Annotated in this window: 16 protein-coding genes and 1 pseudogene; 10 read left to right on the forward strand and 7 right to left on the reverse strand. The window is 63.9% G+C overall.

Annotated features, from left to right (window positions below):
• Positions 1-355 precede the first annotated feature (355 nt).
• Complete coding sequence (locus tag QQS38_RS04205; protein ID WP_479644123.1) at positions 356-1,375, forward strand: GlxA family transcriptional regulator; 1,020 nt, start codon at positions 356-358, stop codon at positions 1,373-1,375.
• A gap of 3 nt (positions 1,376-1,378) precedes the next feature.
• On the opposite strand, the gene pdxR (QQS38_RS04210) is transcribed toward QQS38_RS04205, so the two are convergent.
• A complete protein-coding gene (pdxR, locus tag QQS38_RS04210) occupies positions 1,379-2,815 on the reverse strand; it encodes a MocR-like pyridoxine biosynthesis transcription factor PdxR (RefSeq protein ID WP_479644124.1) in 1,437 nt (478 codons plus the stop codon).
• 160 nt (positions 2,816-2,975) lie between these two features.
• Between pdxR (QQS38_RS04210) and QQS38_RS04215 the strand changes: the two genes are divergently transcribed.
• Positions 2,976-3,725 carry an NAD-dependent epimerase/dehydratase family protein gene (locus QQS38_RS04215; protein WP_479644125.1) on the forward strand — a complete coding sequence of 250 codons (750 nt, stop codon included), beginning with the start codon at positions 2,976-2,978 and terminating at the stop codon, positions 3,723-3,725.
• Positions 3,726-3,803: 78 nt separating this feature from the next.
• On the opposite strand, the gene QQS38_RS04220 is transcribed toward QQS38_RS04215, so the two are convergent.
• The gene (locus tag QQS38_RS04220) at positions 3,804-4,451 is read right to left on the reverse strand and encodes a TetR/AcrR family transcriptional regulator (RefSeq protein ID WP_479644126.1); all 648 of its coding nucleotides are present in this window, start codon (positions 4,449-4,451) and stop codon (positions 3,804-3,806) included.
• A gap of 74 nt (positions 4,452-4,525) precedes the next feature.
• Between QQS38_RS04220 and QQS38_RS04225 the strand changes: the two genes are divergently transcribed.
• Positions 4,526-5,158 carry a glutathione binding-like protein gene (locus tag QQS38_RS04225; protein ID WP_479644127.1) on the forward strand — a complete coding sequence of 211 codons (633 nt, stop codon included), beginning with the start codon at positions 4,526-4,528 and terminating at the stop codon, positions 5,156-5,158.
• A gap of 81 nt (positions 5,159-5,239) precedes the next feature.
• Here QQS38_RS04225 and QQS38_RS04230 read toward each other — a convergent pair whose 3' ends face one another.
• A complete protein-coding gene (locus QQS38_RS04230; RefSeq protein WP_479644128.1) occupies positions 5,240-5,704 on the reverse strand; it encodes a cupin domain-containing protein in 465 nt (154 codons plus the stop codon).
• 95 nt (positions 5,705-5,799) lie between these two features.
• On the opposite strand from QQS38_RS04230, the gene pdxR (QQS38_RS04235) reads away from it, so the two are divergent.
• Complete coding sequence (pdxR, locus tag QQS38_RS04235) at positions 5,800-7,302, forward strand: MocR-like pyridoxine biosynthesis transcription factor PdxR (protein WP_479644129.1); 1,503 nt, start codon at positions 5,800-5,802, stop codon at positions 7,300-7,302.
• Positions 7,303-8,404: 1,102 nt separating this feature from the next.
• Here the strand turns inward: pdxR (QQS38_RS04235) and QQS38_RS04240 are convergent.
• Together QQS38_RS04240 and fdhA are read right to left on the reverse strand one after the other, a co-directional pair.
• Positions 8,405-10,573 (reverse strand): ankyrin repeat domain-containing protein, encoded by a 2,169-nt coding sequence (locus QQS38_RS04240; protein WP_479644130.1) that lies wholly within the window; start codon positions 10,571-10,573, stop codon positions 8,405-8,407.
• Between the two features lie 376 nt (positions 10,574-10,949).
• A complete protein-coding gene (gene fdhA, locus QQS38_RS04245) occupies positions 10,950-12,146 on the reverse strand; it encodes a formaldehyde dehydrogenase, glutathione-independent (RefSeq protein ID WP_479644131.1) in 1,197 nt (398 codons plus the stop codon).
• 276 nt (positions 12,147-12,422) lie between these two features.
• On the opposite strand from fdhA, the gene betB reads away from it, so the two are divergent.
• From betB to QQS38_RS04265, 4 genes and pseudogenes are all read left to right on the forward strand, one after another.
• On the forward strand, positions 12,423-13,901 hold the full coding sequence (gene betB / locus QQS38_RS04250; RefSeq protein WP_479644132.1) for a betaine-aldehyde dehydrogenase: 1,479 nt from the start codon (positions 12,423-12,425) through the stop codon (positions 13,899-13,901).
• A gap of 24 nt (positions 13,902-13,925) precedes the next feature.
• On the forward strand, positions 13,926-15,665 hold the full coding sequence (betA, locus tag QQS38_RS04255; RefSeq protein WP_479644133.1) for a choline dehydrogenase: 1,740 nt from the start codon (positions 13,926-13,928) through the stop codon (positions 15,663-15,665).
• A 35-nt stretch (positions 15,666-15,700) separates the two neighbouring features.
• A pseudogene (locus QQS38_RS04260) lies at positions 15,701-15,952 on the forward strand (hypothetical protein); the annotation flags it as partial.
• 132 nt (positions 15,953-16,084) lie between these two features.
• Positions 16,085-16,393: a DUF4148 domain-containing protein gene (locus QQS38_RS04265; protein ID WP_479644134.1), complete on the forward strand. Its 309-nt coding sequence runs from the start codon at positions 16,085-16,087 to the stop codon at positions 16,391-16,393.
• 367 nt (positions 16,394-16,760) lie between these two features.
• Here the strand turns inward: QQS38_RS04265 and QQS38_RS04270 are convergent, their stop codons facing one another.
• The gene (locus QQS38_RS04270) at positions 16,761-17,813 is read right to left on the reverse strand and encodes an NAD(P)-dependent alcohol dehydrogenase (protein ID WP_479644135.1); all 1,053 of its coding nucleotides are present in this window, start codon (positions 17,811-17,813) and stop codon (positions 16,761-16,763) included.
• A gap of 191 nt (positions 17,814-18,004) precedes the next feature.
• On the opposite strand from QQS38_RS04270, the gene QQS38_RS04275 reads away from it, so the two are divergent.
• Positions 18,005-18,991, forward strand: coding sequence for an AraC family transcriptional regulator (locus tag QQS38_RS04275; RefSeq protein WP_479644136.1), 987 nt, complete (start codon positions 18,005-18,007; stop codon positions 18,989-18,991).
• 64 nt (positions 18,992-19,055) lie between these two features.
• Here QQS38_RS04275 and QQS38_RS04280 read toward each other — a convergent pair whose 3' ends face one another.
• Positions 19,056-20,045: an aldo/keto reductase gene (locus QQS38_RS04280; protein WP_479644137.1), complete on the reverse strand. Its 990-nt coding sequence runs from the start codon at positions 20,043-20,045 to the stop codon at positions 19,056-19,058.
• A gap of 266 nt (positions 20,046-20,311) precedes the next feature.
• Between QQS38_RS04280 and QQS38_RS04285 the strand changes: the two genes are divergently transcribed.
• Positions 20,312-21,307 carry a GGDEF domain-containing protein gene (locus QQS38_RS04285; RefSeq protein ID WP_479644138.1) on the forward strand — a complete coding sequence of 332 codons (996 nt, stop codon included), beginning with the start codon at positions 20,312-20,314 and terminating at the stop codon, positions 21,305-21,307.
• The last annotated feature ends 216 nt before the right edge of the window (positions 21,308-21,523 follow it).

The following is a 21,523-nucleotide window of genomic DNA, read 5'->3' on the forward strand; positions in this document are numbered from 1 at the left end:
TTGCCTTTTCCGACACGGGCGTCCGTTTTGGACAAGTTTGGCCGGATGCGGCGGAAGTGAAGGCACCGCCCGTCGTCGCCTCGCTCGCTCCATCGGTCGCGCTCATTGGTCGCAGCGCGATCGAACCCGCTTTGCGTTTGGTGCCGCGCACCATTTAGGCGTCGAACGATCTCGCATCAACGCCACTGCAGGGCAGTGCACGCACGTTTGCGGTGCAACATTAAAGCGCATGCCCGCGCATCCTAGGGTTAAGCCGTATGGCATGCTTGTTGCCCTGGAACCCACAATGAAAACGCGCCTTTGGCTCGGAAAGACCAGCGGCAGCACACGATTCGGATTCGAAGGAACACCCCACATGTCGCCTGATCGCACTGCGTCGCTTTCAAACTTCGCGTTCATGGCTTTGCCCAACTTCACGATGATCGCGTTCTCGAACGCGGTCGAAGTGCTTAGGATGGCGAACTACCTCAGCGGCCAGGAGCTTTATCGCTGGACCGTCGTGAGTCCCGATGGCGGCCCGGTCACGGCCAGCAATGGCCTGGCCGTCGAGACGGCGCCGGTCGCATCGCTCCAGCAGCAACCGGATGTCGTGTTCGTGTGCGGCGGCGTGGACGTCCAACACGCGACGACGAACACGCATCTATCGGAGCTGCGCCGCTTCGCGCGCTCGGGCATCGCACTCGGCAGCCTTTGCACCGGCACTTACGCGCTCGCGCGCGCGGGGTTGCTCGACGGTTACGCGTGCGCGATCCATTGGGAGAACATGTCCGCGCTGAAGGAAGAGTTTCCCGGCACGCGCTTCTTGAAGGAGCTGTTCGTCATCGATCGCGATCGCATCACCTGCACGGGCGGGGTCGCGCCGCTCGACATGATGTTGCACCTGATCGCGCCGCGAATCGGCACGCCGCGCGTCACGCAGATCGCCGAGCAATTCATCGTCGAGCATGTCCGCGATACGAGCGCTCAGCAACGGATGCCGCTGGTCGCACGGTTAGGGTCCGCGAACAAGTCGTTGTTCGAAGTCATTGCGTTGATGGAGAACAATATCGAGGAGCCGCTATCGCGCGAAGAGCTCGCGCGGCTCGCGAACATGTCGCAGCGCCAGCTTCAACGCTTGTTCAGAGAACATCTGGGCATGACGCCCACGCACTACTACCTGACGCTACGCCTGCGCCGCGCGCGCGAACTGCTGTTGCAAACCGACATGTCCATCATGCACATCACGATGGCCTGCGGCTTCCAATCGGCCTGCCACTTCAGCAAGAGCTATCGCGATGCGTTCGGCACCGCACCCACGCGCGAACGCCGCAAGCAAGTGGCGCCGTTCGCCGGTGCGCCGAGCGCTGCGCCGATAGCGCCTGCGCTGCACGTTTGAACCTCAATCGATAGCAAACGCATCGCGCAGGCGGTGCGCGATCTCTCCCGCCTGCGCGGGCGATCCTACGTTCGTGAACCCCATCAGTAAGCCTTGGCTGCCGCGACGCGGCGCCGCCGTCGCGTACCGCTCCGAGAGGGCCTGGCACGCGAATCCCGCGCTTTGAGCCCGGCGCGCCAGCGTGCGATCCCCAACTCGTGCGCGAATGCGCACGACCAGATGCATGCCGCCACGGGTCGGGTCGACCTCCAGCCGCTCGCCGAGCGCCTCGCGCAATGCCTGCACCAGCCAAGCGCGACGCCGCGCATAAAGGGATCGCATCTTCTTCAAATGACGGGCAAAGTGCCCTGCCGTCAGCATCTCGGCCACCGTCTCCTGCAACAAGCGCGAACCGCGGCTGGGCGCCGCGCGAAGCGCGCTTTCGAATGCGGGTGCGGTTGCCTTCGGGGCGACCACGTACCCGAGCGATAGCGCGGGGAACAGCACTTTCGAAAAGCTCCCGCCATAGACGACGCGGTCGCGCGCATCGAGGCTTTTGAGCGCGGGCAAGGTAGGCCCGGCGTAGTGAAACTCGCCGTCGTAGTCGTCTTCGAATATCCAAGCCTTCGCCCGCGCCGCCCAGTCGAGCAACGCGAGCCTGCGCGATACCGTCATCGAGACGCACAGCGGCGCTTGGTGCGACGGCGTCACCACCGCCATTCGGGCGTCGGGCGCTTGCTCTCGGCCGGCCGCGTCGATCAGGCCGTCGGCGTCCACCGGAATCGGGTGGGCAATCCACGATCCGCGTTCCAACACCGTGCGCGTGGGCGGATAGCCCGGGTCTTCGATCCATACCGTATCGCCACGCCGCAGCAGCACGCTCGCCGCCAACGTGAGGGAGGCGCAATAGCCTGTCGTGACGAAGACCTGATCCGCGCTGCACAGAACGCCGCGCGACACGAGCAAATATGCGGCGATGGCCTGCCGAAGCGAGGCCTCCCCGCACGGATCGCCATACCCGAGATCGGCTGTCGAGGTGGTCCGAACGCGGCGTGCCGCGAGCCTTGCCCACACCTTGCGCGGAAATGCATCGAGCGCGGGGATGCCCAGTTGAAGCGGCAGAGGCAAGGGCGGCGGCAGCGGCGAACGAGCCCGCCGCGACTGTGACGCGGGCGCCTTCGGCTTGGGCGCCGTCGCGGCCCGCCTCGCCGGCGCCGGGGTGTGAGTGCGGGCGTCACGCAACGAGAGCGGCAGATGCGGCGAGACGATCGTCCCGGCCGGCCCGCGCGCCAATAGATAGCCTTCCCCGGCCAGCCTCTGGTACGCGGCCTCGACCGTGCCGCGCGCCACGCCCAACTCGCTCGCCAGCGTTCGCGCTGACGCCACGCGTGCCCCGGGCGCGAGCACGCCGGTCTCGATCGCCATCAAGATGCGCTCGTAGATTTGGCGTGCGAGCGGCACTCGCGTTCGCCGGTCGATGGGGGAAATCGACGCACTCCGAAGTATTTCGCGCTGCGTGAGCTTTGACGATGGCCTAGTCATTTCACCTGATTTTGGTTCTTTTCACTGGTGCATCGTACGCGCAAACTCGCACGATCCACAACCGAGGACCCAATCCATCATGCGAGAAAAAATCTTCCTGGCCGGCGCAGCCGGCGCGATCGGCGCCGCACTCACGCCGTTGCTGGTCGAAGCTGGCTATGATGTCTACGGCACGACCCGGCGTCTCGATCGCACGGACTGTATTCGGGCGGCGGGCGCCCATCCGATCCTCGTCGACGTGTTCGATCGCGAAACGTTGGCCGATGCCATCGAGCGCATCGCACCGACGATCGTGGTCCATCAATTGACGGACCTGCCGCCCGGACTCGATCCCAAAGCCATGGGGGATGCGATCGCGCGCAATGCCCGCATCCGCGCCGAAGGAACCGCCAACCTAGTTGCAGCGGCGCGCGCCGCCGGCTGCAAACGTATCGTCGCGCAAAGCATCGCTTGGGCCTACGCGAGCGGGCCGGCGCCGTATGCGGAGTCGCAGCCGCTCGACACCGAGGCGCAAGGGGCGCGGGCCATCACGGTCAACGGCGTGATCGCGCTCGAGCGCTGTGTCTCGAGCTTCACCGAATCAGGCGGCGTCGGCACTGTGTTGCGCTACGGGAATCTGTATGGCCCGGGAACGGGCCGCGAGACGGCTCAAGGGGCGAGCCCGCTGCATGTCGAGGCTGCCGCGTGGGCCGCCTTGCTTGCCGTGCAGCTCGCGCGCAGCGGCGTCTTCAACATCGCGGAAGACGGCGCGGAAGTGACGAGCGAGAAAGCCAAGCGCGACCTAGGCTGGCATGCGGATATGCGATTCGCGCAGTCCTCCGCGCAATGAACGGTTCGCCGATGCGAGCCTAGCGGTCTGCTTCGCGCCGGCGCACGGAATGCGCAGCACTTGCCGCCGGGTATTCGGTCACGCCCCGCTCTTGGCCGAACCGGCGGCGCATAGCATCGCGACGCCGGCTTCGGCCGTCGCCCGCAGCGCTGCGCGCTTGTCTCCGCCACGCGAGCGTACCGCTAACGTGTGCAGGATGGCCGAAGCGATCTTCGCCAACATGGCCGCATCCGCATCGGTAGCCAATTCGCCTCGCGCTTGCGCGCGAACGAACCGCGCCTCGAAGGCACGATCGAAGGCTCGAAGCCCCTTTGCGAGGATCTCGCGCACGGCGTCGTCATTTACCGCCTCGACGGCCGCGGTGCCAATCAAAAAGCACCCCTTCGGCGGGCTACCGGCGCGAAAGTAAAGGCCCAGGGCAAGATCGTAGACATGCCGCAGCGCATCCGCGAGCGGCGCGTCGCCGCTCAACGCTCCTTCCATCGCGATCCGATTGACTTCGACATAGCGCTCGAGCGTGGCGAGATACAGCGCACGTTTGTCTCCAAACGCGCCGTATAAGCTCGGGCGATTCATGCCCATCGCGGCGCTCAGGTCGTCCAGCGTCGTCGCGCTATATCCGTTTTGCCAGAATGTGTCGCGCGCCCGCTCCAACGCCTCCTGAGCGTCATAAGCGCGTGGACGTCCGCGCGAGCGCCGCGCGCTCACCTCATCTTTTTGTACCATATCGAATAAAAATGCTTGACGCAATGAATTTATGTTCAATATAGTACAAAAACCGAACGATGAGGAGATGGGACATGGAACTGTACTTTTCGCCGCTCGCCTGTTCGCTGGCTACGCGCATTGCGCTTTACGAAGCCGGGTACGAGGCCCGCTACGTGCAGGTGGACACGAAGCGCAAGCAGGTGCTCGGAGGGGGCGATTTCTTCGAGATCAACCCGTTGGGGCAAGTGCCAGTCCTCCGCACGGACGAGGGGGCACTGCTGTTCGAGAACACGGCCATCTTGCCGTACGTGGCGGATCGCCTCCCTGCTGCCAAGCTTGCGCCCGCCGGCGGGTTCGAACGTGCCAGGCTACAGCAGTGGCTGGGCTTCATCAGCACGGAATTGCACAAGGCGCTGTTCGTGCCGATGCTCGATCTCGCGGCGCCGGAGGACGTCAAATACTATGCGCGCGAAAAGGTCGCGCTGCGGATGAGCGTGCTCGAACGACACCTGAGCGCCCGGGAATGGTTGCTCGACGCGTTCAGCGTTGCGGACATTTACCTGGCGGTGGTGCTCAATTGGGCGCGCTACTGCGATGTCGAAATCGCTCATTGGCCGGCCGTCCACGCCTATTTCAAGCGGGCGTTGGCGCGGCCGGCCGTGGCGCGAGCGTTCGAAGAGGAAATGGCGCTTTATCGGGAAGCGCTCGTGCGCGAAAACGCGTAGCCCACGGCACGGCACTGCGAGACACTGCACAACATTGCGCGGCGCGCACCCTCGCGCCGCGCAGCTTCCTTTGCGCTCGGCTCAATCGACGAGATCGAGCACGCTGAGCCCATTTGCTTCGCAGTACTGACGATAGGCACTCAACTGCGTCGCGGCGGAAACGCGGTTGCGCACGGCGCCATCGGCGCCCAGGAACTCGACCTCGCCGTATACCACTACGAATACAGTCAACGGCGCCTCGCCCACCACTTTCCACCAATCGGTATTACCCGGCGGCTCATACACGTACTCGCCCGGGCCGACGCGTTCCCCCGTGCACAGCACCCGCTCGCCTTCGAGATTGAATGCGTGAATCTCGCCCGTGTGCCGATGCAGAGGCATCGTTGCGCCGGGGCTCATGCGCATCATCTCCACGAAGCCGCGCCCATCGGCGAAGAAACGCAGCGGCTTCCACGACTTGACCGGCGATTCGGGAATCCACGGCATGTCGTGTGCGTTCGCGATGCGCGCGGGAAGATATTGGATCGTCGATTCGAATTCGCTCATGAGCGTGGCTCCGGTACGTGCGGCAAAAGCGCCGTTTCACGACCCCACTTTAGCGGTACACTGGTTCGTTTATTGAGCCGGCTCTCATACGTTTCATGGAACCAGTTTTCGCGTTTCCGCTCTCGTTCGATAAGCGTGGCCCACAGACCCTCGCGCGGCGGCTCCACCTCCAGCTGCGCGCCGCGATCGTCGAACAGCGGCTGGCCGCCGGGACACGGCTGCCGTCGACGCGCCGCGTGGCGCAGGCTTATGGCATCGCGCGTAATACCGTCATTGCCGCCTACGACTTGCTGATGGCCGAAGGTTTCATCGTGACGCGCCCGGGTGCGTCAGCCGAGGTGGCAGATCTGGCGAAGTGGCGGCAGGTGGCCCCCAGCAAGCGCACACGAACACGGCCCGTGCTACCCCCCTCCATCGATTGGCGCGAAGCGGAATCAAGCGAGGAGCATGCCGCCTGCACCGCGACGGCGACGGCTCGGCCGCCCGCGGCGTCCGCTCGCGGCTTCCACCTGGGCCTGCCCGATCATCGCTGGTTTGCCGCGGACGTTTGGCGCCGCTTGTTGCTGCGCTCGAGCAGCTTCGCGCTGGCCGACGCGTTCGGCTACCCGCCCGCCGAGGGCCGCCCATTACTGCGCGCCGCAATCGCGCAGTGGGTCGCCTACACGCGCGCAGTGGTCTGCACGGAGCGAGATCTCGTGGTCACATCGGGCGCGCAACAAGCGTTCGACCTGCTCGCACGCGTGCTCGTCACGCGAGGCCATACCAAAGTCGCTGTCGAAGACCCCGGTTATCCACCGCTTCGCGCCGCCCTGCTGGCGGCGGGCGCGCAACTCGTTCCGGTGCCGGTCGACGAACATGGGCTCGTCGTCGATCGGCTGCCGATCGACGTCCGGCTCGTTTGCGTCACGCCATCTCACCAGTTCCCGACTGGCGTCGCGATGTCGCTGGCGCGTCGGCAAGCATTGCTCGACTTCGCACAGCGCACCGGCGCCGTCATCATCGAAGACGACTACGACGGCGAATTCCGTTATGGGACCGATCCGCTCGATGCACTGCAAACGCTCGACCGCGACGCGAAAGTGATCTACGTCGGCACGTTTTCGAAAATCATGTTTCCGTCGTTGCGGGTGGGTTACGTCGTGGCGCCACCATGGTTGATCGGCGCCTTGGCCGCGGCTAAACAATGCACCGACAACGGCGGCAACGTGGCACTTCAAGAAGCGCTCGCACGCTTCATCCTCGACGGCCACCTAGCGAAGCACACACGCCGGATGCGCAAGCGCTACGCGAGCCGGCGCGATGCGTTGCTGAGCGCAATCGAGCGCGAGCTCGGCGATTGGTTGATAGCGGTCCCGCCTAGCGCAGGCATTCACTTGTTCGCAAAGTATCGGGACCGCCGCCAAACGAAGCGCATTATGACGCTTGCTGCGCACCATGCTATCGGTGCGCAGCAAGCCAGCGACTTTCTCATCGATCGGCAAGCGGCTGGCGCAGGCATGGCGTTCGGCTTCGGCTGTATTGACGAAGCCGACATCGAGCGCGCGATCGGACGATTCGCAAGAGCGTTGCACGGCGGCGACGGAAACACCGATCGATGAGGTCCACCGGTCATTGCATCGGCCGCCGATGCGCTTCGAACGTATGCTGCGCATCTGCGATAGGGCCTCATTCGCATGCTCGCGAGTATTCGTGCGCCTTCGTCGTCGATCCCGGTATGAGCCGCATTAAGCGAAGACAGCGGCAGGTCCGCCAAATATTTCAGCCCGGCCGACGAGGTGGCACTACCCCGGCACTCGCTCAGATCGATATGGCGCAATGACGGCGGCAGTCCCGCCAAATCGTCGGCCGCAAAAGTGCCGCTCAGACGCAGGCTTTGCGGCCGCATTCCTGTTTGCTTTAGCTTCGCGAGGTCCTCGCCGCAAGTGATCGTCAGGGGTACCTCTGCCGCGCGGCGCAGATGTTCGTTGACTGACCGCAACGCCCAACGAGCGGTCCTCCCGCTGTAGAGGAACGTCGCCTCCCATGCGCCTGCGGGAAAGTTTGGCATGTTGGCTGGGGCAGATGGCAAACGGTCGGCCTCCGACACGCTGCGACGGTGACGAGCTGCGCCCGTTCGCAAACGATCAGGCGATGCACGTTCGGGAGCGGCCGCCCCGGGCGGTACCCAGCCGGGTGTCAGCATTCGGGGCCCGCGCCTGCGGGAGAACCAGCGGCGAGTCGGAAGTGTTTCGGCGCTCTCGTTCGCTTCGGGCGGCATCGGTTGGAGTCGAGCTCGGTCGCGAGCTTCGGCCATGTGCGGCTCACGAGGCGGCGCCGGCGAGCGCGGCGCAGGCGCCGAACTCGCTGGCGCCGCGCCGTTTCTGGAAGCAAAGTGGCGCAGCATCGCAGACGCCGTCGCAGTCAGCGAGCGGGACGAAGAAGCGCCAGTGCTGCCGCGAGCGGCGGCCAGCGGCTCTGCGTGTGCGCCACTTTGCGCGCCATCGGCCGCGAGTTCGACCGCCGCCTGAGAAATGTCCTGTCGCGAAGTTCTCGATACCATTCACTGGCTCCATTTCCTAATCGCAGGACAATGAATGAATCTCGCGGCGTAACTGGATTGAAATAACGAAACCTCGGGGAAAGCAGCGAATCGAGTGGATGAAGACCACGCCGCGTAATTCGACGTTTGTCGAAAAGCTCGGAACCCCGAGCCCGCACCGCTTATGCCTCCCGCGCCGACTCCTCGTCTTCAGCGATCGACTCCATCGGTTTTCGCGAGCGCCGCGCGATTGCGGGCAACGTGTCGGACGTCCGTATCGGGCCGGCGGTGCGCGTCCAGTTCGGCGCGCGCAGATGGTCGAAGGCGGGATCGTCGAGGACTTGCTGCTCGCGATCCGTGCAAAAGCGCGCGAGCGCATTCGCAAACTGCCGCGGATCGACGTGATAGCCCATTCCAGGCGGTCCGCTGGTTTCCGGACGGCCACCGCGGTAACCGTCCGTGTCGGCCAAGCCGAGCTTGAGTTGAACGAGCCCGGGGTAGCGATAACCACCCGGCCCCTTCATGATCCCCATCAGCCCTCGCCGCGGATCCTTCGCATAGTCGAGCGTAACGGCAACGCCGCGCGGCTGCTCATAGTCGACGCCGAGCGTGCCGCCCTTCGTTGCACGGCGAGCCTGGTTATCGTTCAACAGTTGCGGATCCATCAAGATCATCGATGGCTGCTTCGGCAGCAAAACCCGGCTTTCGACGGTCGCGCGAAACGTTTGTGCCATCGCGCCGCCCATCGAATGGCCCCCGATGAAGTCGAGCTCGACATGGTCCGGGTGCGACAAGATCTTCGCAAACAACTCGCCTGCGCGCTTCGCCGCACGGTCGACTTCTCCGATCCGGCCGAATGCACTGCCGATGTCCTGCCGGAAATCCCGCGCGTTTTGCGTGCCGCCGAAGAAAACGCGCAGGCGCAACGGCTCTAGAAGTCTCCCGCCCGGTCCACGCTCAGCAGCAACTCGCAAATGTGCGATGTCCATTACTCTCCTGAGCTCGTCGCGCTCTTGCGGCGATAGCGGAGCATTCAGCGCTTCGTGATCGAGTGCGGCGTTGTCGTAGTCGGCGAGTGCTCGGTCGATGTCCGACCGCAACCGCGCGAACGTCTCGCGGATCGCGACCTTTTGCTTCACGCGTTTTTCGTGGTCCAGCGACAGCTTGCCGAAACCGAGTGCCTCCGATAGTGCTTCGACATTGCGATCGTCGAGCTCATCGAACGCACGTTTTGGATCGTTGACGAAACTCAGCTTGGGACCGGACTTGAGGGAGTTGATCGATAGCCTCTTCGCGTTCACCGAGGCCGCCGCCAACCTGAGTTGCGGCTCGATACGAAGCTCCTCCTGGGGAACCAGCCGCTGGCTCGCCCGCGACGCACTGTGAGACACTGGCTCGTGGTCCCGCAGGTTGCCCAAAAATGGAGTTTCACGCGCCGCCAATTCGAGAAAGGCTTTCGCTCCGGCCGCCGTTTTCGGAATGACGTCGGCCGCCCCGCCGAATCGGGCTGTCAGAAGCTGTGCGAAGGTACGGTTCGACTCGTTGCGAACGCCGATGTCCGGATTGTGTTCGAGTACGGCGAGCACCGCGTCGCGCGTACCCGCCTGCGCGATCCGCATGATTGCCGTATTGCCATTTCGATCTCGGGCATCGATCGGCGTCCCGGCGCGCAGCAGCGCGTGGGCGACCTCAGGCGAACGTGCATCGAACAACGCCGTCGCGCCACGACGATTCGACGCACTCGCGTCCGCGCCGGCGGCAAGCAACCGCGATACGATGTCCACCCCGCGCCCGGCGGCCAGATGCAGTGGCGTATTGCCGAGCTCGTCGCGTACGTTCGGATCCGCGCCATGATCGATCAACGCCTTCGCGAATTCGAGATTGCCGCCCGTCAGTGCATTCACCAACAGTGTCGCGCCGCTGTGGTCGGGCGTATCCACGAGCTCAGGAGAGCGCGCGAGGATGTCGTTCACCCGGGCGGATGGGAAATCGAGGTCCCACGCCATGTCGAGCAGCGCTTCGCGATCTTCTTCGATCCGGGCGCCGCTCGGATCAAGGTCGATACCGCCTTCGGCGCGTGCGCGGTGCATGTCGAGCTTCGGCGACAGACCGCTACGAACCGACGACGAGCGCGACTGTCCGCTCAGCGAGGCTCGCGGGGAATCGGCTTTGCTGGACGGCGGCGTCCAGACCGCCGCCGCGCGAATCGCGGCGACCGCCTCCCGAAGCTCTTCGTCATCAAATGACGAAGCGCGCGGCGGGGGACGATGCAGTGACGACGGTATCGCGTCCGGCATCACCCGTCGCGCGTTCTGCCGCTTCAGTGCGCCGAGCGCTGGCGCGACCGTCATTTCGCGGCTCGAGCCGCCGCGCGTCTTCGGTGCCTGTTGGGACGCGCCGGCACCGGATGGCGCGGTCGATGTGCCGAGCCAGGCGCGAACGCGGGAAATCGGATTCTTCATCGGCAGGACACCTGATCGGACACATTGACGGAGCGTGAGTGCTTCGTCCCATTGTGTCCGTGCCTGCACGATTCATATCGCATGGCGCGACGAAAACTCGCGCCTGTCGGCGAATGAATCCCCTCGCACCATCAATGTCGATAGTTGAAGAATTCGCCTTCAGCCCTTCCTTTATTTCTCGCCCGAATACCGTGTGTCTCCATCCCCCGGAGCGCGCCGCTGCCGCGGCGCCCCCCCGGATACCGTTGGCCCTATGCCCTCACGCTCAAGCCGCCTGGAGCATGCCGTGCGGGTCGATGACGAACTTGCGCGGCGCGCCGCCGTCGAATGCGCGGTAGCCCTCGGGCGCTTGATCGAGCGAAATGACGGTGACGTTGACGATCTTCGCGATCGGCAATTTGTCCCACAAGATCGCCTGCATCAGATTGCGGTTGTATTTCATCACCGGCGTTTGGCCCGTATGGAACGAATGGGACTTGGCCCAGCCAAGGCCCAGCCGCAAACTCAAGCTGCCGCGCCGCGCCGCTTGATCGGCCGCGCCCGGATCGTCCGTGACGTAGAGGCCGGGGATGCCGATGGCGCCGGCCGCACGCGTGATCTCCATCAGCGAGTTCAACACGGTAGCCGGCGCTTCTTGCGTGTGCGCGTTGCCGTGCCCATGCGCTTCGAAGCCCACGCAATCGACGGCGCAATCGACTTCCGGTTTGCCGAGAATTTGCTCGATCTGCTCGCCGAGCGAAGCGTCGAGCGACAGGTTCACGGTTTCGAATCCCATTGCCTTCGCGTGCTCGAGACGCTGCGCATTCATATCGCCGACGATCGTCACCGCCGCGCCGAGCAAACGCGCCGACGCCGCGGCCGCCATCCCGACGGGGCCTGCGCCGGCGATATACACGGTCGAGCCGGGTTTGACACCCGCGGTGACGGCGCCGTGATAACCCGTCGGCAAGATATCGGACAAGCACGTCAGATCGCGGATCTTAGCGAGCGCTTGATCGCGATCGGGAAACTTCAGCAGATTGAAATCGGCATACGGCACGAGCACGTACTCGGCTTGCCCGCCGATCCATCCACCCATATCGACATAGCCGTAGGCGCCGCCCGCGCGCGACGCATTGACGTTCAAGCAGACGCCGGTGTGCTGGTCCTTGCACATCGGGCAGCGGCCGCAGGCGACGTTGAACGGCACGGAAGCGAGATCGCCGATCTTGAGTGTCTCGACGTCGCGCCCCACCTCGACCACCTCGCCGGTGATCTCGTGGCCGAGCACGAGTCCAACGGGCGCCGTCGTGCGGCCGCGCACCATGTGTTGATCGGAGCCGCAAATATTCGTGCTGACGACCTTCAGAATCACGCCGTGCTGGATCGAGCGGCCGCTCGGATCGACCATCTTCGGATAGTCGATCGACTGCACTTCGACCTTGCCCGCGCCTTGATACACGACACCTCGGTTGCTGCTCATCGCATTCGTCTCCTTTCGTCTCGATCGCCGACCGGCGATCCTCTTGCGGCGGATTGCGCGACGCCGTGAATCGCAAAAATGCGGGATGCGCGCCACTCGCTCGCTGCCGTTTGCAGCGTAGTCCGCAACGGGCCGTCGCGATCGTACAAAACGCGACACGCGCTTGCTAGAACACGACACGCGGCGTGCGATCCGGTCCAGATCGATTGAACGGCAGGCGCAAAACGCCTATCGTGGAAGCCTTCGAAAGACTGACGAAAAATTCTGGAGAGTTCGATGACCTTGTCCTCCGTCTACGGTCCGCAGCGTCTTTACATCGGAGGGGCCTACGTCGATGCGACATCCGGCACGCATTTCGAAACGTTCGACCCGGCAACGGGCGAGCGTTTGGCGACGCTCGAACATGCGAGCGCCGCCGATATCGACCGCGCGGTGGCGTCGGCACGCGAGGGTCAGGCTACGTGGGCCTCGCTCGGTGCAATGGCGCGCTCGCGCATTTTGCGCCGCGCGGTGGAGCTGCTGCGCGCGCGCAACGACGAACTGGCCGAGCTCGAAATGCGCGATACGGGCAAACCGATCGCCGAAACGCGCACAGTCGATATCGTGACGGGCGCCGACGTGATCGAGTACTACGCCGGGCTCGCGCCCGCGCTCGAGGGACGCCAGATCCCCTTGAGAGAGGACTCGTTCGTCTATACGCGGCGCGAGCCGCTCGGGGTTTGCGCCGGGATCGGCGCATGGAATTACCCGATTCAGATCGCCTGTTGGAAATCGGCGCCGGCGCTCGCCGCGGGTAACGCGATGATTTTCAAGCCGAGCGAAATCACGCCGCTCTCGGCGCTCAAGCTCGCGGAAATCTACACGCAAGCCGGCGTGCCGCCGGGCGTCTTCAACGTCGTGCAGGGCAACGGCGCCGTCGGTGCAATGCTGGCCGAGCATCCGGCAATCGCGAAGGTATCGTTTACCGGTGGCGTGGAGACGGGCAAGAAGGTGATGTCGCTAGCCGGCGCATCGTCGTTGAAGGAAGTCACGATGGAACTCGGCGGCAAGTCGCCGTTGATCGTGTTCGACGATGCCGATCTCGAACGCGCAGCCGATATCGCCGTCACCGCGAACTTCTTCAGCGCGGGCCAGGTGTGCACCAACGGTACGCGCGTATTCGTTCACCGTTCGATCATGGCGCGATTCGAAGCGCTCGTCGTCGAGCGCGTCAAGCGTATTCGCATCGGCAAGCCCTCCGATCCCGAAACGAGCTTCGGGCCGCTCGCAAGCGCCGCTCAGCTCGACAAGGTGCTCGGCTATATCGAGAGCGGCAAGCGGGAAGGCGCGCGCGTACTCATCGGCGGCAAGCGTATCGTCGACGGCGAATTCGCCCGCGGCCAATACGTGGAGCCGACCGTATTCGGGCAATGCCGCGACGACATGCGCATCGTGCGCGAAGAAATTTTCGGCCCCGTGATGTGCCTGCTTGCGTTCGACGAAGAGAACGAAGCCATCGCGCGAGCGAATGCAACGCAGTACGGTTTGGCGGCGGGGGTCGTGACCGAGAGCCTCGCGCGCGCGCATCGCACGATTCACCGTCTGGAAGCGGGTATCTGCTGGATCAACACGTGGGGCGAATCGCCGGCCGAGATGCCGGTCGGCGGCTATAAGCAATCGGGCGTCGGTCGAGAAAACGGCATCGGCACGCTCGAGCATTACACGCAGATCAAATCGGTGCAGGTGGAACTCGGTCCTTATCGGCCGGTGTTCTAAGGTGTGTTGCCAAGGAGAGCGCTCGTGAGTGCTAACGAATACGACTACATCATCGTCGGCGCGGGGTCGGCGGGCAACGTGCTCGCAACGCGATTGACGGAAGACGCCGATGTCACCGTCCTGCTGCTCGAAGCGGGCGGCCCGGACTATCGCTTCGATTTTCGCACTCAGATGCCTGCCGCCCTTGCCTATCCGCTGCAGGGCCGGCGCTACAACTGGGCCTACGAGACCGAGCCCGAGCCCCACATGAACAACCGCCGCATGGAGTGCGGGCGCGGCAAAGGGTTGGGCGGTTCCTCGCTGATCAACGGCATGTGCTACATCCGCGGCAATGCGCTGGACTACGACGGCTGGGCGCAGAACGAAGGCCTGGAGGACTGGAGCTATCTCGACTGCCTGCCCTACTTCAAAAAGGCGGAAACGCGAGACGTGGGGCCGAACGATTATCACGGCGGCGACGGGCCCGTGCACGTCACGACGAGCAAACCCGGCAACAACCCGCTGTTCGGGGCAATGGTCGAGGCCGGCGTGCAAGCCGGCTACCCGCGCACCGACGATCTCAACGGCTATCGACAAGAAGGCTTCGGCCCAATGGACCGCACGGTCACCGCACAGGGCCGCCGGGCCAGCACGGCCCGAGGCTATCTGGATCGAGCCCGGCAGCGGCCGAACCTGACCATCGTCACGCATGCGCAAGCCGACCGCGTGCTGTTCGCCGGAAAACGCGCGCACGGCGTGGCTTACCTTCGCGGCGACGCGGCCGCGACCGCCTACGCTCGCCGCGAAGTACTCGTATGCTCCGGCGCGATCGCATCCCCGCAATTGCTGCAGCGCTCAGGCGTCGGCCCCGGGGAGTGGCTGAGCGAACTCGGTGTCCCGATCGTGCTCGATCTGCCCGGCGTCGGCCGCAATCTGCAAGACCATCTCGAGATCTACATGCAGTACGAGTGCAAGGAACCGGTCTCGCTCTATCCCGCGCTGAAGTGGTACAACCAGCCGGCGATCGGCCTGGAATGGCTGCTCGAGGGAACGGGCATCGGCGCAAGCAATCAGTTCGAGGCTGGCGGCTTCATTCGCACGCGAGACGACGACCCGTGGCCCAACATTCAGTACCACTTCTTGCCGATCGCGATCAACTACAACGGATCGAACGCCATCGACATGCATGGGTTCCAAGCGCACATGGGATCGATGCGCTCACCTAGCCGAGGCCGCGTCAAACTTCGCTCGCGCGACCCGCGGGCTCACCCGAGCATTTTGTTCAACTACATGGCCGATCCGCTCGATTGGCGCGAGTTCCGTGACGGCATTCGCATCACGCGCGAGATCATCGCTCAACGCGCGCTCGATCGCTATCGCGGCCGCGAGTTGAGCCCGGGCGCGGAGTTGAAAACCGATGCCGAGCTCGACGCCTTCGTCCGCGCCCGCGCGGAAACCGCCTACCACCCGTCGTGTTCGTGCGCGATGGGTTCCGACGATATGTCGGTCGTCGATGCTCAAGGCCGTGTGCATGGCGTCGAAGGATTGCGCGTGGTCGATGCGTCCATCATGCCGCGCATCACCACCGGCAACTTGAATGCGCCCACCATCATGCTCGCCGAAAAGATCGCCGATCGCATTCGAGGCCGCACACCGCTGCCGCGCGTGGATGTGCCATATTACGTAGCGAACGGCGCACCCGCGCGAGCCGCCGCAGGCATATCCGGTCGGACGGACCCGCGGCCGTCGCCACCCATGCGGTCGAAAGCGGCCGTCGCCGGTTGAAGCAAACGCACGGACGGATTCAAAGCGAGCCGGTCGTCGAACGGCCCGGCAAAAACATCAGGCCGATGGTGTGCGGACGCTTGGGGGTCGTGCTGCCGACCTTCGGGCAAAGCGGCGTCTTCACGCTAGGGGCGTGTTCGTTCGCATTGGCGGCCATTGCAGTCACCGCGATGGGCATCGAGACGAAGGACCTTGCGCTCGAAGCATTGGGGCAGTCACGCGACGACAGTGCGCCATCTTCCCTTCGAGCTCGCATGCCGAGCGAAATCCCCTTCGATCGATTATGAACAAAACTGCAACGGTGACTTCTTCAAATAGGTATTAACCCTAGGCCTCCGAATCTCTACACTGCAGTCATCGGTTCAACGCAACGAACACGATGCAACAGCAAACATAAACAACTTTTGGAGGTAGTAATCATGAAATCGCTCGTCCAAGCAGTCGTTATCGCCGCCGCCTTTGCCGCTCCCGTAGCCGCTTTCGCGCAATCGAACGCCCCGGTGACACGCGCCCAAGTCAAGGCTGAACTCGTGCAGTTCCAACAAGCAGGTGGCCGCACGAACTTCAGCAACGATCCGCGCTACCCGGAAGACGCGCAAATCGCGCAAGCCAAGGTCAACGCGCAAAACGGCAACGATCAAGGCTTCGGCGGCGTCCAGGCGGGGTCGTCGGCGTCCGGCGCTCCGGCCCGGGCCGACAGCGTGAAGCCGATTTTCTTCGGCAACTGATTTCGCCATTAGAAGGCCGTCGGGCCGCCGGTGAACGGCCCGGTCGGCGGCATCAAAACATCTTCGCCGAGTCGAATGGAACAGCGGTCGCTGCATCGTAAAGAGAGCGCGCCGACTCCACCTCGATACCTCCGCCGCCGGTGACCGGCGGTTTCGCCTAGCCCTTTATTCGGCTAGGCGCTTTTTGCTCGGTTGGCAGCGTCGGCCCGGCTAGCCAGTGGGCTAGCGCCGCGCGCTGCAACTGACCCATTACTAAAACCGCTACGGCGATATCTTCGGCGACCACATGCGGCAGCAGGCTTCGGCGCGACGGCATCGGCAGAAGTCGGCAAACCGTACGCGCCCGGCATCGTCACGCCGGGTTCGGTTACTGTCGCAGCGAATCGAGGTCGATCACGAAGCGGTACTTCACATCGCTCTTGAGCATCCGCTCGTACGCTTCGTTGATACCCTGCATCGGAATCATTTCGATATCCGATGTAATGCCGTGCTCGCCGCAAAAATCGAGCATTTCTTGGGTTTCGGCAATGCCCCCGATGAGCGAGCCGGCCAGCCGGCGGCGCTTGAAGATCAGGTTGAACACCTGCGGCGACGGGTGATCGTGCTCGGGCGCGCCGACGAGCGTCATCGTCGCATCGCGTTTGAGCAGCGCGATGAATGGATTGAGATCGTGCTGCGCGGCCACCGTATTGAGGATGAAGTCGAAGCTGTTCAAGTGGGCCTGCATTTGCGCCGGATCTTTCGAAATCACGACTTCGTGTGCACCGAGGCGCTTCGCATCTTCGATTTTCGACGGCGAGGTCGTGAACAGCACGACGTGCGCACCCATCGCGCGCGCAAGCTTCACCCCCATGTGGCCGAGGCCGCCCAAACCGACGATGCCGACTTTCTTGCCGGGGCCCGCGCCCCATTGGCGCAGCGGCGAGTAAGTCGTAATGCCGGCGCACAACAGCGGCGCGGCGCCCGCGGGGTCGAGGTTGTCGGGCACGCGCAGAACGAACGCTTCGTCTACGACGACACTCGTCGAATAACCGCCGTAGGTCGTCTCGCCGCTCACGCGATCGACGCCGTTATAGGTGCCGACGAAGCCGTTCTCGCAGTACTGCTCCAGGCCCTCGGCGCAGCTCGCGCACGTCCGGCAGGAATCGACGAGGCACCCTACGCCAACGAGATCCCCGCTTTTGTAACGCGCGACGGCAGGGCCGACTTGCGTGACGCGGCCAACGATTTCATGGCCCGGAACGACGGGATAGACGGTGTTGCGCCATTCGTTGCGCGCTTGATGCAGATCGGAGTGGCAGACGCCGCAGAACAGCACCTCGATTTGCACATCATGCTCGCGCAAGTCGCGGCGTTGAATGTCGAACGCAACGAGAGGAGAATCGGCGTCCTTTGCCGCGTAGCCGTGGGTCGTATACATATCTGATCACTCCTGCAAGGATGCGACGCTTCGACATGAAGCATCGCAGCAGCACATAGTAGAAAGTCCCACGCCCCTACGGAATGCCTGAATCTATCGAACGTTTGCCTATTTCTCTCCGCGGCAAGCGAAATCGCCGAATCGGCGCTATATTTCGAGCCCGATTCTCCTAAATTTTGCGTTCGACGGCCATGTCCCTCCCCGCCTCGACCCCTTCATTCGTCAGTCCTGCGCAAGCGCGCATGGTGGAACTATTGGCCACGCTCGCCCCCGGCGAGGGCTACACCTATTCGGCGCTCGACGGCGTGAAGTTCATGCGAACGAACGTATCGATCCCGCGCGTGCCGGTCATGTACGAGCCGTGCATCGTCATCGTGGCTCAAGGGCGCAAGCGCGGCTTTCTCGGCAGTCAGGCGTTCATCTACGATGCGCAGCACTATCTGGTGCTGTCCGTGCCGTTGCCGTTCGAGTGCGAAACCGAAGCGACGCCGCACGAGCCGATGCTGGCCATTTCGATTCGCATCGACTTGAGCGTGATAGCCGAAATCTTGATGACGCTCAACGATACGCGCGGCCCCATGGACAGCGAGCCACGCGCCGTCTACGCGACGCCGCTCGATCGCACGCTGAGCGACGCGGTGTTGCGATTGCTCGAGTCGCTAGCTTCGCCCCACGACGCGCGCATCCTCGGTCCTTCGATCGTGCGCGAAATCTGCTATCGGGTGCTGACCGGATCGCAAGGGGACATGATCCGAGCGGCGCTCACCCATCAGGATCATTTCGGCAGAATTGCAAAAGCCTTACGACGCATCCATACCGGCTTCGCCGACAACCTCGACATCTCCACGCTCGCACGCGAAGCGGGGATGAGCCCCGCCGTGTTTCATGCGCAGTTCAAAGCCGTGACGGAGACCTCGCCGATGCAATACGTGAAGACGACGCGGCTACATCAGGCGCGGTTGCTGATGATGCAGAACGGACTGAACGTCAGCGCCGCGGCGACGCGCGTCGGTTACGAAAGCGCCTCGCAATTCAGCCGCGAATTCAAGCGCTTGTTCGGGTTGAGCCCGGTCGATGACGTCAAGCGCTTGCGCGGCGACGATCTCCCTCGTGCCGGCGCCCACGCGGCTGCGACGCAAGCCAAGCGCAGCGCCCTGCGGCGGGTGGCCGGCGAATAACCAGCGAAGCGCCACCGAGTCGCACGGGGCATGGCGCGTGGCGCGCGCTGACCGCGCCCCGCACTCAGCGCGTCGCGTCGCCGAACCGGTATTCGTGCGTCAGTTCGTCGAGCTTCGCCTTCAATTGCGGATCGAGCGCCAGGTCCAGCGCCGCGAGCGTGTCGCCCAACTGCTCCGGCCGGCTCGCGCCGAGGATCGCGGAGGTCACGACGTCGTTCGCGAGCACCCATGCAACTGCGACCGTCGATAGCGTCAGGCCCGCGTCCGCCGTCAACTGCTTGAGCGCTTCGATGGTCGCGAACTCGCGCTCGTGCCAATAGCGAGACTGATATAGCGCTCCCGCCGTGCCCACGGTGAAGCGGCCTTCGGGCGGAGGCGCCTCGCGCCGGTGCTTGCCGGTCAACAACCCGCCCGCGAGCGGGTTGTAAGGCAGAACCGCCAAGCGTTCCTCCTGCGCAAGCGGCAGCAACTCGCGTTCGATCTGACGAAACAGCAGGTTGTAGCGAGGCTGAACCGAAACGAAGCGCGCCGTGCCCAACGCATCGGCGCGCCCGAGCGCGCGTGCCAGGCGATACGCCAGAAAATTGGAGACGCCGACGTAGCGTGCGCGGCCCGTGCGCACGATTACGTCGAGCGCTTCGAGCGTCTCGTCGAGCGGCGTATCGAGATCGTCGGAATGGAGTTGATAAAGATCGACGTAATCGGTACCGAGCCGCTTGAGCGAGGCGTCGATGGCGCCGAGCAGATGCTTGCGGGAAGCCCCTCGGTCCCACGGGGACGGGCCCATTTCGCCGACGGCCTTCGTCGCGAGCACGAAGCGATCGCGTTTGCCCTTGAGCCAGCGGCCGACGATCTCCTCGGTGCTCCCGACACGCGATAGACCGCCCCCGAGCGGGTAAACGTCGGCCGTGTCGATGAACGTCACGCCGGCATCGGCTGCCGTATCCATGATGCGGATGGACGTCGCCTCGTCGATCTGAAAGCCGAACGTCATCGTCCCAAGACAAACCCGCGACACGTTGAGCCCGGTCGCGCCGAACTTGCGGTATTGCATTCACTATCTCCCGAAGCGAGCCGCAATGCGCGGCGAAAGGGCAAGGATAACCCTATGCCGCGGCGGATGCGTCGGGCCCGTGCTGGCGCCGCCGCCGCGCAAGCGCACGTTCGCCCGCCCCTCGCGCCCATCGAATGCGGCGGCAATGGGCCGAAACAGCGCCCGATCGCCGTTCTATTCGACCCATCGCGTTGCAACGATTGGCCTTACCCTGCATTAGTCGAAGAGGGTCTCCCCACCCGTCCCGAATAGGAATCGGAATCGCAATGCAAACGCCTTCTTATCCGTCCAACGAAGCCGCCCGAATCGCGGCGCTGCACTCGCTGCACGTACTCGATACGCCGCCCGACGAGCGCTTCGACCGCCTGACCCGCTTGGCCAAGGCCCTGTTCGACGTGCCGATTTCCGCGGTTTCCCTGGTCGATGCCGACCGGCAATGGTTCAAATCATGCACTGGCCTGCCGGTGCGGCAAACCGCGCGTGACGTGTCGTTCTGTGGGCACGCGATTCTCGAGGACGCGCTGTTCGTCGTCGAAGACGCCTTCACCGATCCGCGCTTCGCGGACAACCCGCTCGTGACGAGCGCGCCGTGCATTCGCTTTTACGCGGGCTTCCCATTGACGCTGCGCACCGACGTTCATATCGGCGCGTTTTGCATCGCCGATACGAAACCGCGCGGGTTCGATCCGAAGCAGCGCGCGTTGCTGCGCGATCTGGGCCGAATCGCCGAACGCGAGCTCGAGGCTCTGGAACTGGCCGCGACCGACGATCTGACCGGCCTTTACAATCGGCGCGGCTTCGAAGCGATGGGACTGCACCTCCTGCGGTTGTGCAAACGCGCGCAATCGCGCGCGTCGTTGCTCTTTTTCGATTTGAATGGGTTCAAGCTGATCAACGATGGCTACGGCCACGCGGAAGGCGATCGCGCGATCGTCGGTTTCGCCGACGTGTTACGCGCATCGATGCGCGAGACAGACGTGCTCGCGCGGCTGGGCGGCGATGAGTTCGTGGCGCTCGTCGTGGGCGTCGACCCGGGATCGGAGGCACAAATCATCGAACGCGTGCAACGAGGCGTGCACCGTTACAACGCTGAGGTGCGACGCGGATACGACCTGCGGTTCAGCGTCGGCCTCGCGCCCTACGATTCGTCGGAAGAACCTTCGGTGACGCATTTGATCGATGTCGCGGACCATGCGATGTACGCGAACAAACGCGCCGGGCAAGCAGCGCGTGCGCTGGATGCGCAACTCATGCACGAGTGAATGACGTACAGACCGTCCCATTTAATAAAAATAGAAAATAAATCACGGTCTCGCGTCAAATTTTCAGATTCCGAATAACACCCGGAATACATTACCTCAATCACCGCCACCAAATCCCATCGCCCACTACAAATAATCGTAGCCCGCACCGCGGCATAATCGACACAGAAATAAAATTTTGAAAGGAAGTTGACACGCGCGATAGTGCGCCCCTAA

It is taken from the genome of Trinickia sp. Z7 (genome assembly GCF_056498045.1).

What these genes read in the sequence shown, in the direction of transcription:
- QQS38_RS04205 (WP_479644123.1), top strand. Translation starts at nt 356, where the DNA reads ATGTCGCCTGATCGCACTGCGTCGCTTTCAAACTTCGCGTTCATGGCT.
- QQS38_RS04215 (WP_479644125.1), top strand. Translation starts at nt 2,976, where the DNA reads ATGCGAGAAAAAATCTTCCTGGCCGGCGCAGCCGGCGCGATCGGCGCC.
- QQS38_RS04220 (WP_479644126.1), bottom strand. Translation starts at nt 4,451, where the DNA reads ATGGTACAAAAAGATGAGGTGAGCGCGCGGCGCTCGCGCGGACGTCCA.
- QQS38_RS04225 (WP_479644127.1), top strand. Translation starts at nt 4,526, where the DNA reads ATGGAACTGTACTTTTCGCCGCTCGCCTGTTCGCTGGCTACGCGCATT.
- QQS38_RS04230 (WP_479644128.1), bottom strand. Translation starts at nt 5,704, where the DNA reads ATGAGCGAATTCGAATCGACGATCCAATATCTTCCCGCGCGCATCGCG.
- pdxR (WP_479644129.1), top strand. Translation starts at nt 5,800, where the DNA reads ATGGAACCAGTTTTCGCGTTTCCGCTCTCGTTCGATAAGCGTGGCCCA.
- QQS38_RS04240 (WP_479644130.1), bottom strand. Translation starts at nt 10,573, where the DNA reads ATGACGGTCGCGCCAGCGCTCGGCGCACTGAAGCGGCAGAACGCGCGA.
- fdhA (WP_479644131.1), bottom strand. Translation starts at nt 12,146, where the DNA reads ATGAGCAGCAACCGAGGTGTCGTGTATCAAGGCGCGGGCAAGGTCGAA.
- betB (WP_479644132.1), top strand. Translation starts at nt 12,423, where the DNA reads ATGACCTTGTCCTCCGTCTACGGTCCGCAGCGTCTTTACATCGGAGGG.
- QQS38_RS04265 (WP_479644134.1), top strand. Translation starts at nt 16,085, where the DNA reads ATGAAATCGCTCGTCCAAGCAGTCGTTATCGCCGCCGCCTTTGCCGCT.
- QQS38_RS04270 (WP_479644135.1), bottom strand. Translation starts at nt 17,813, where the DNA reads ATGTATACGACCCACGGCTACGCGGCAAAGGACGCCGATTCTCCTCTC.
- QQS38_RS04275 (WP_479644136.1), top strand. Translation starts at nt 18,005, where the DNA reads ATGTCCCTCCCCGCCTCGACCCCTTCATTCGTCAGTCCTGCGCAAGCG.
- QQS38_RS04280 (WP_479644137.1), bottom strand. Translation starts at nt 20,045, where the DNA reads ATGCAATACCGCAAGTTCGGCGCGACCGGGCTCAACGTGTCGCGGGTT.
- QQS38_RS04285 (WP_479644138.1), top strand. Translation starts at nt 20,312, where the DNA reads ATGCAAACGCCTTCTTATCCGTCCAACGAAGCCGCCCGAATCGCGGCG.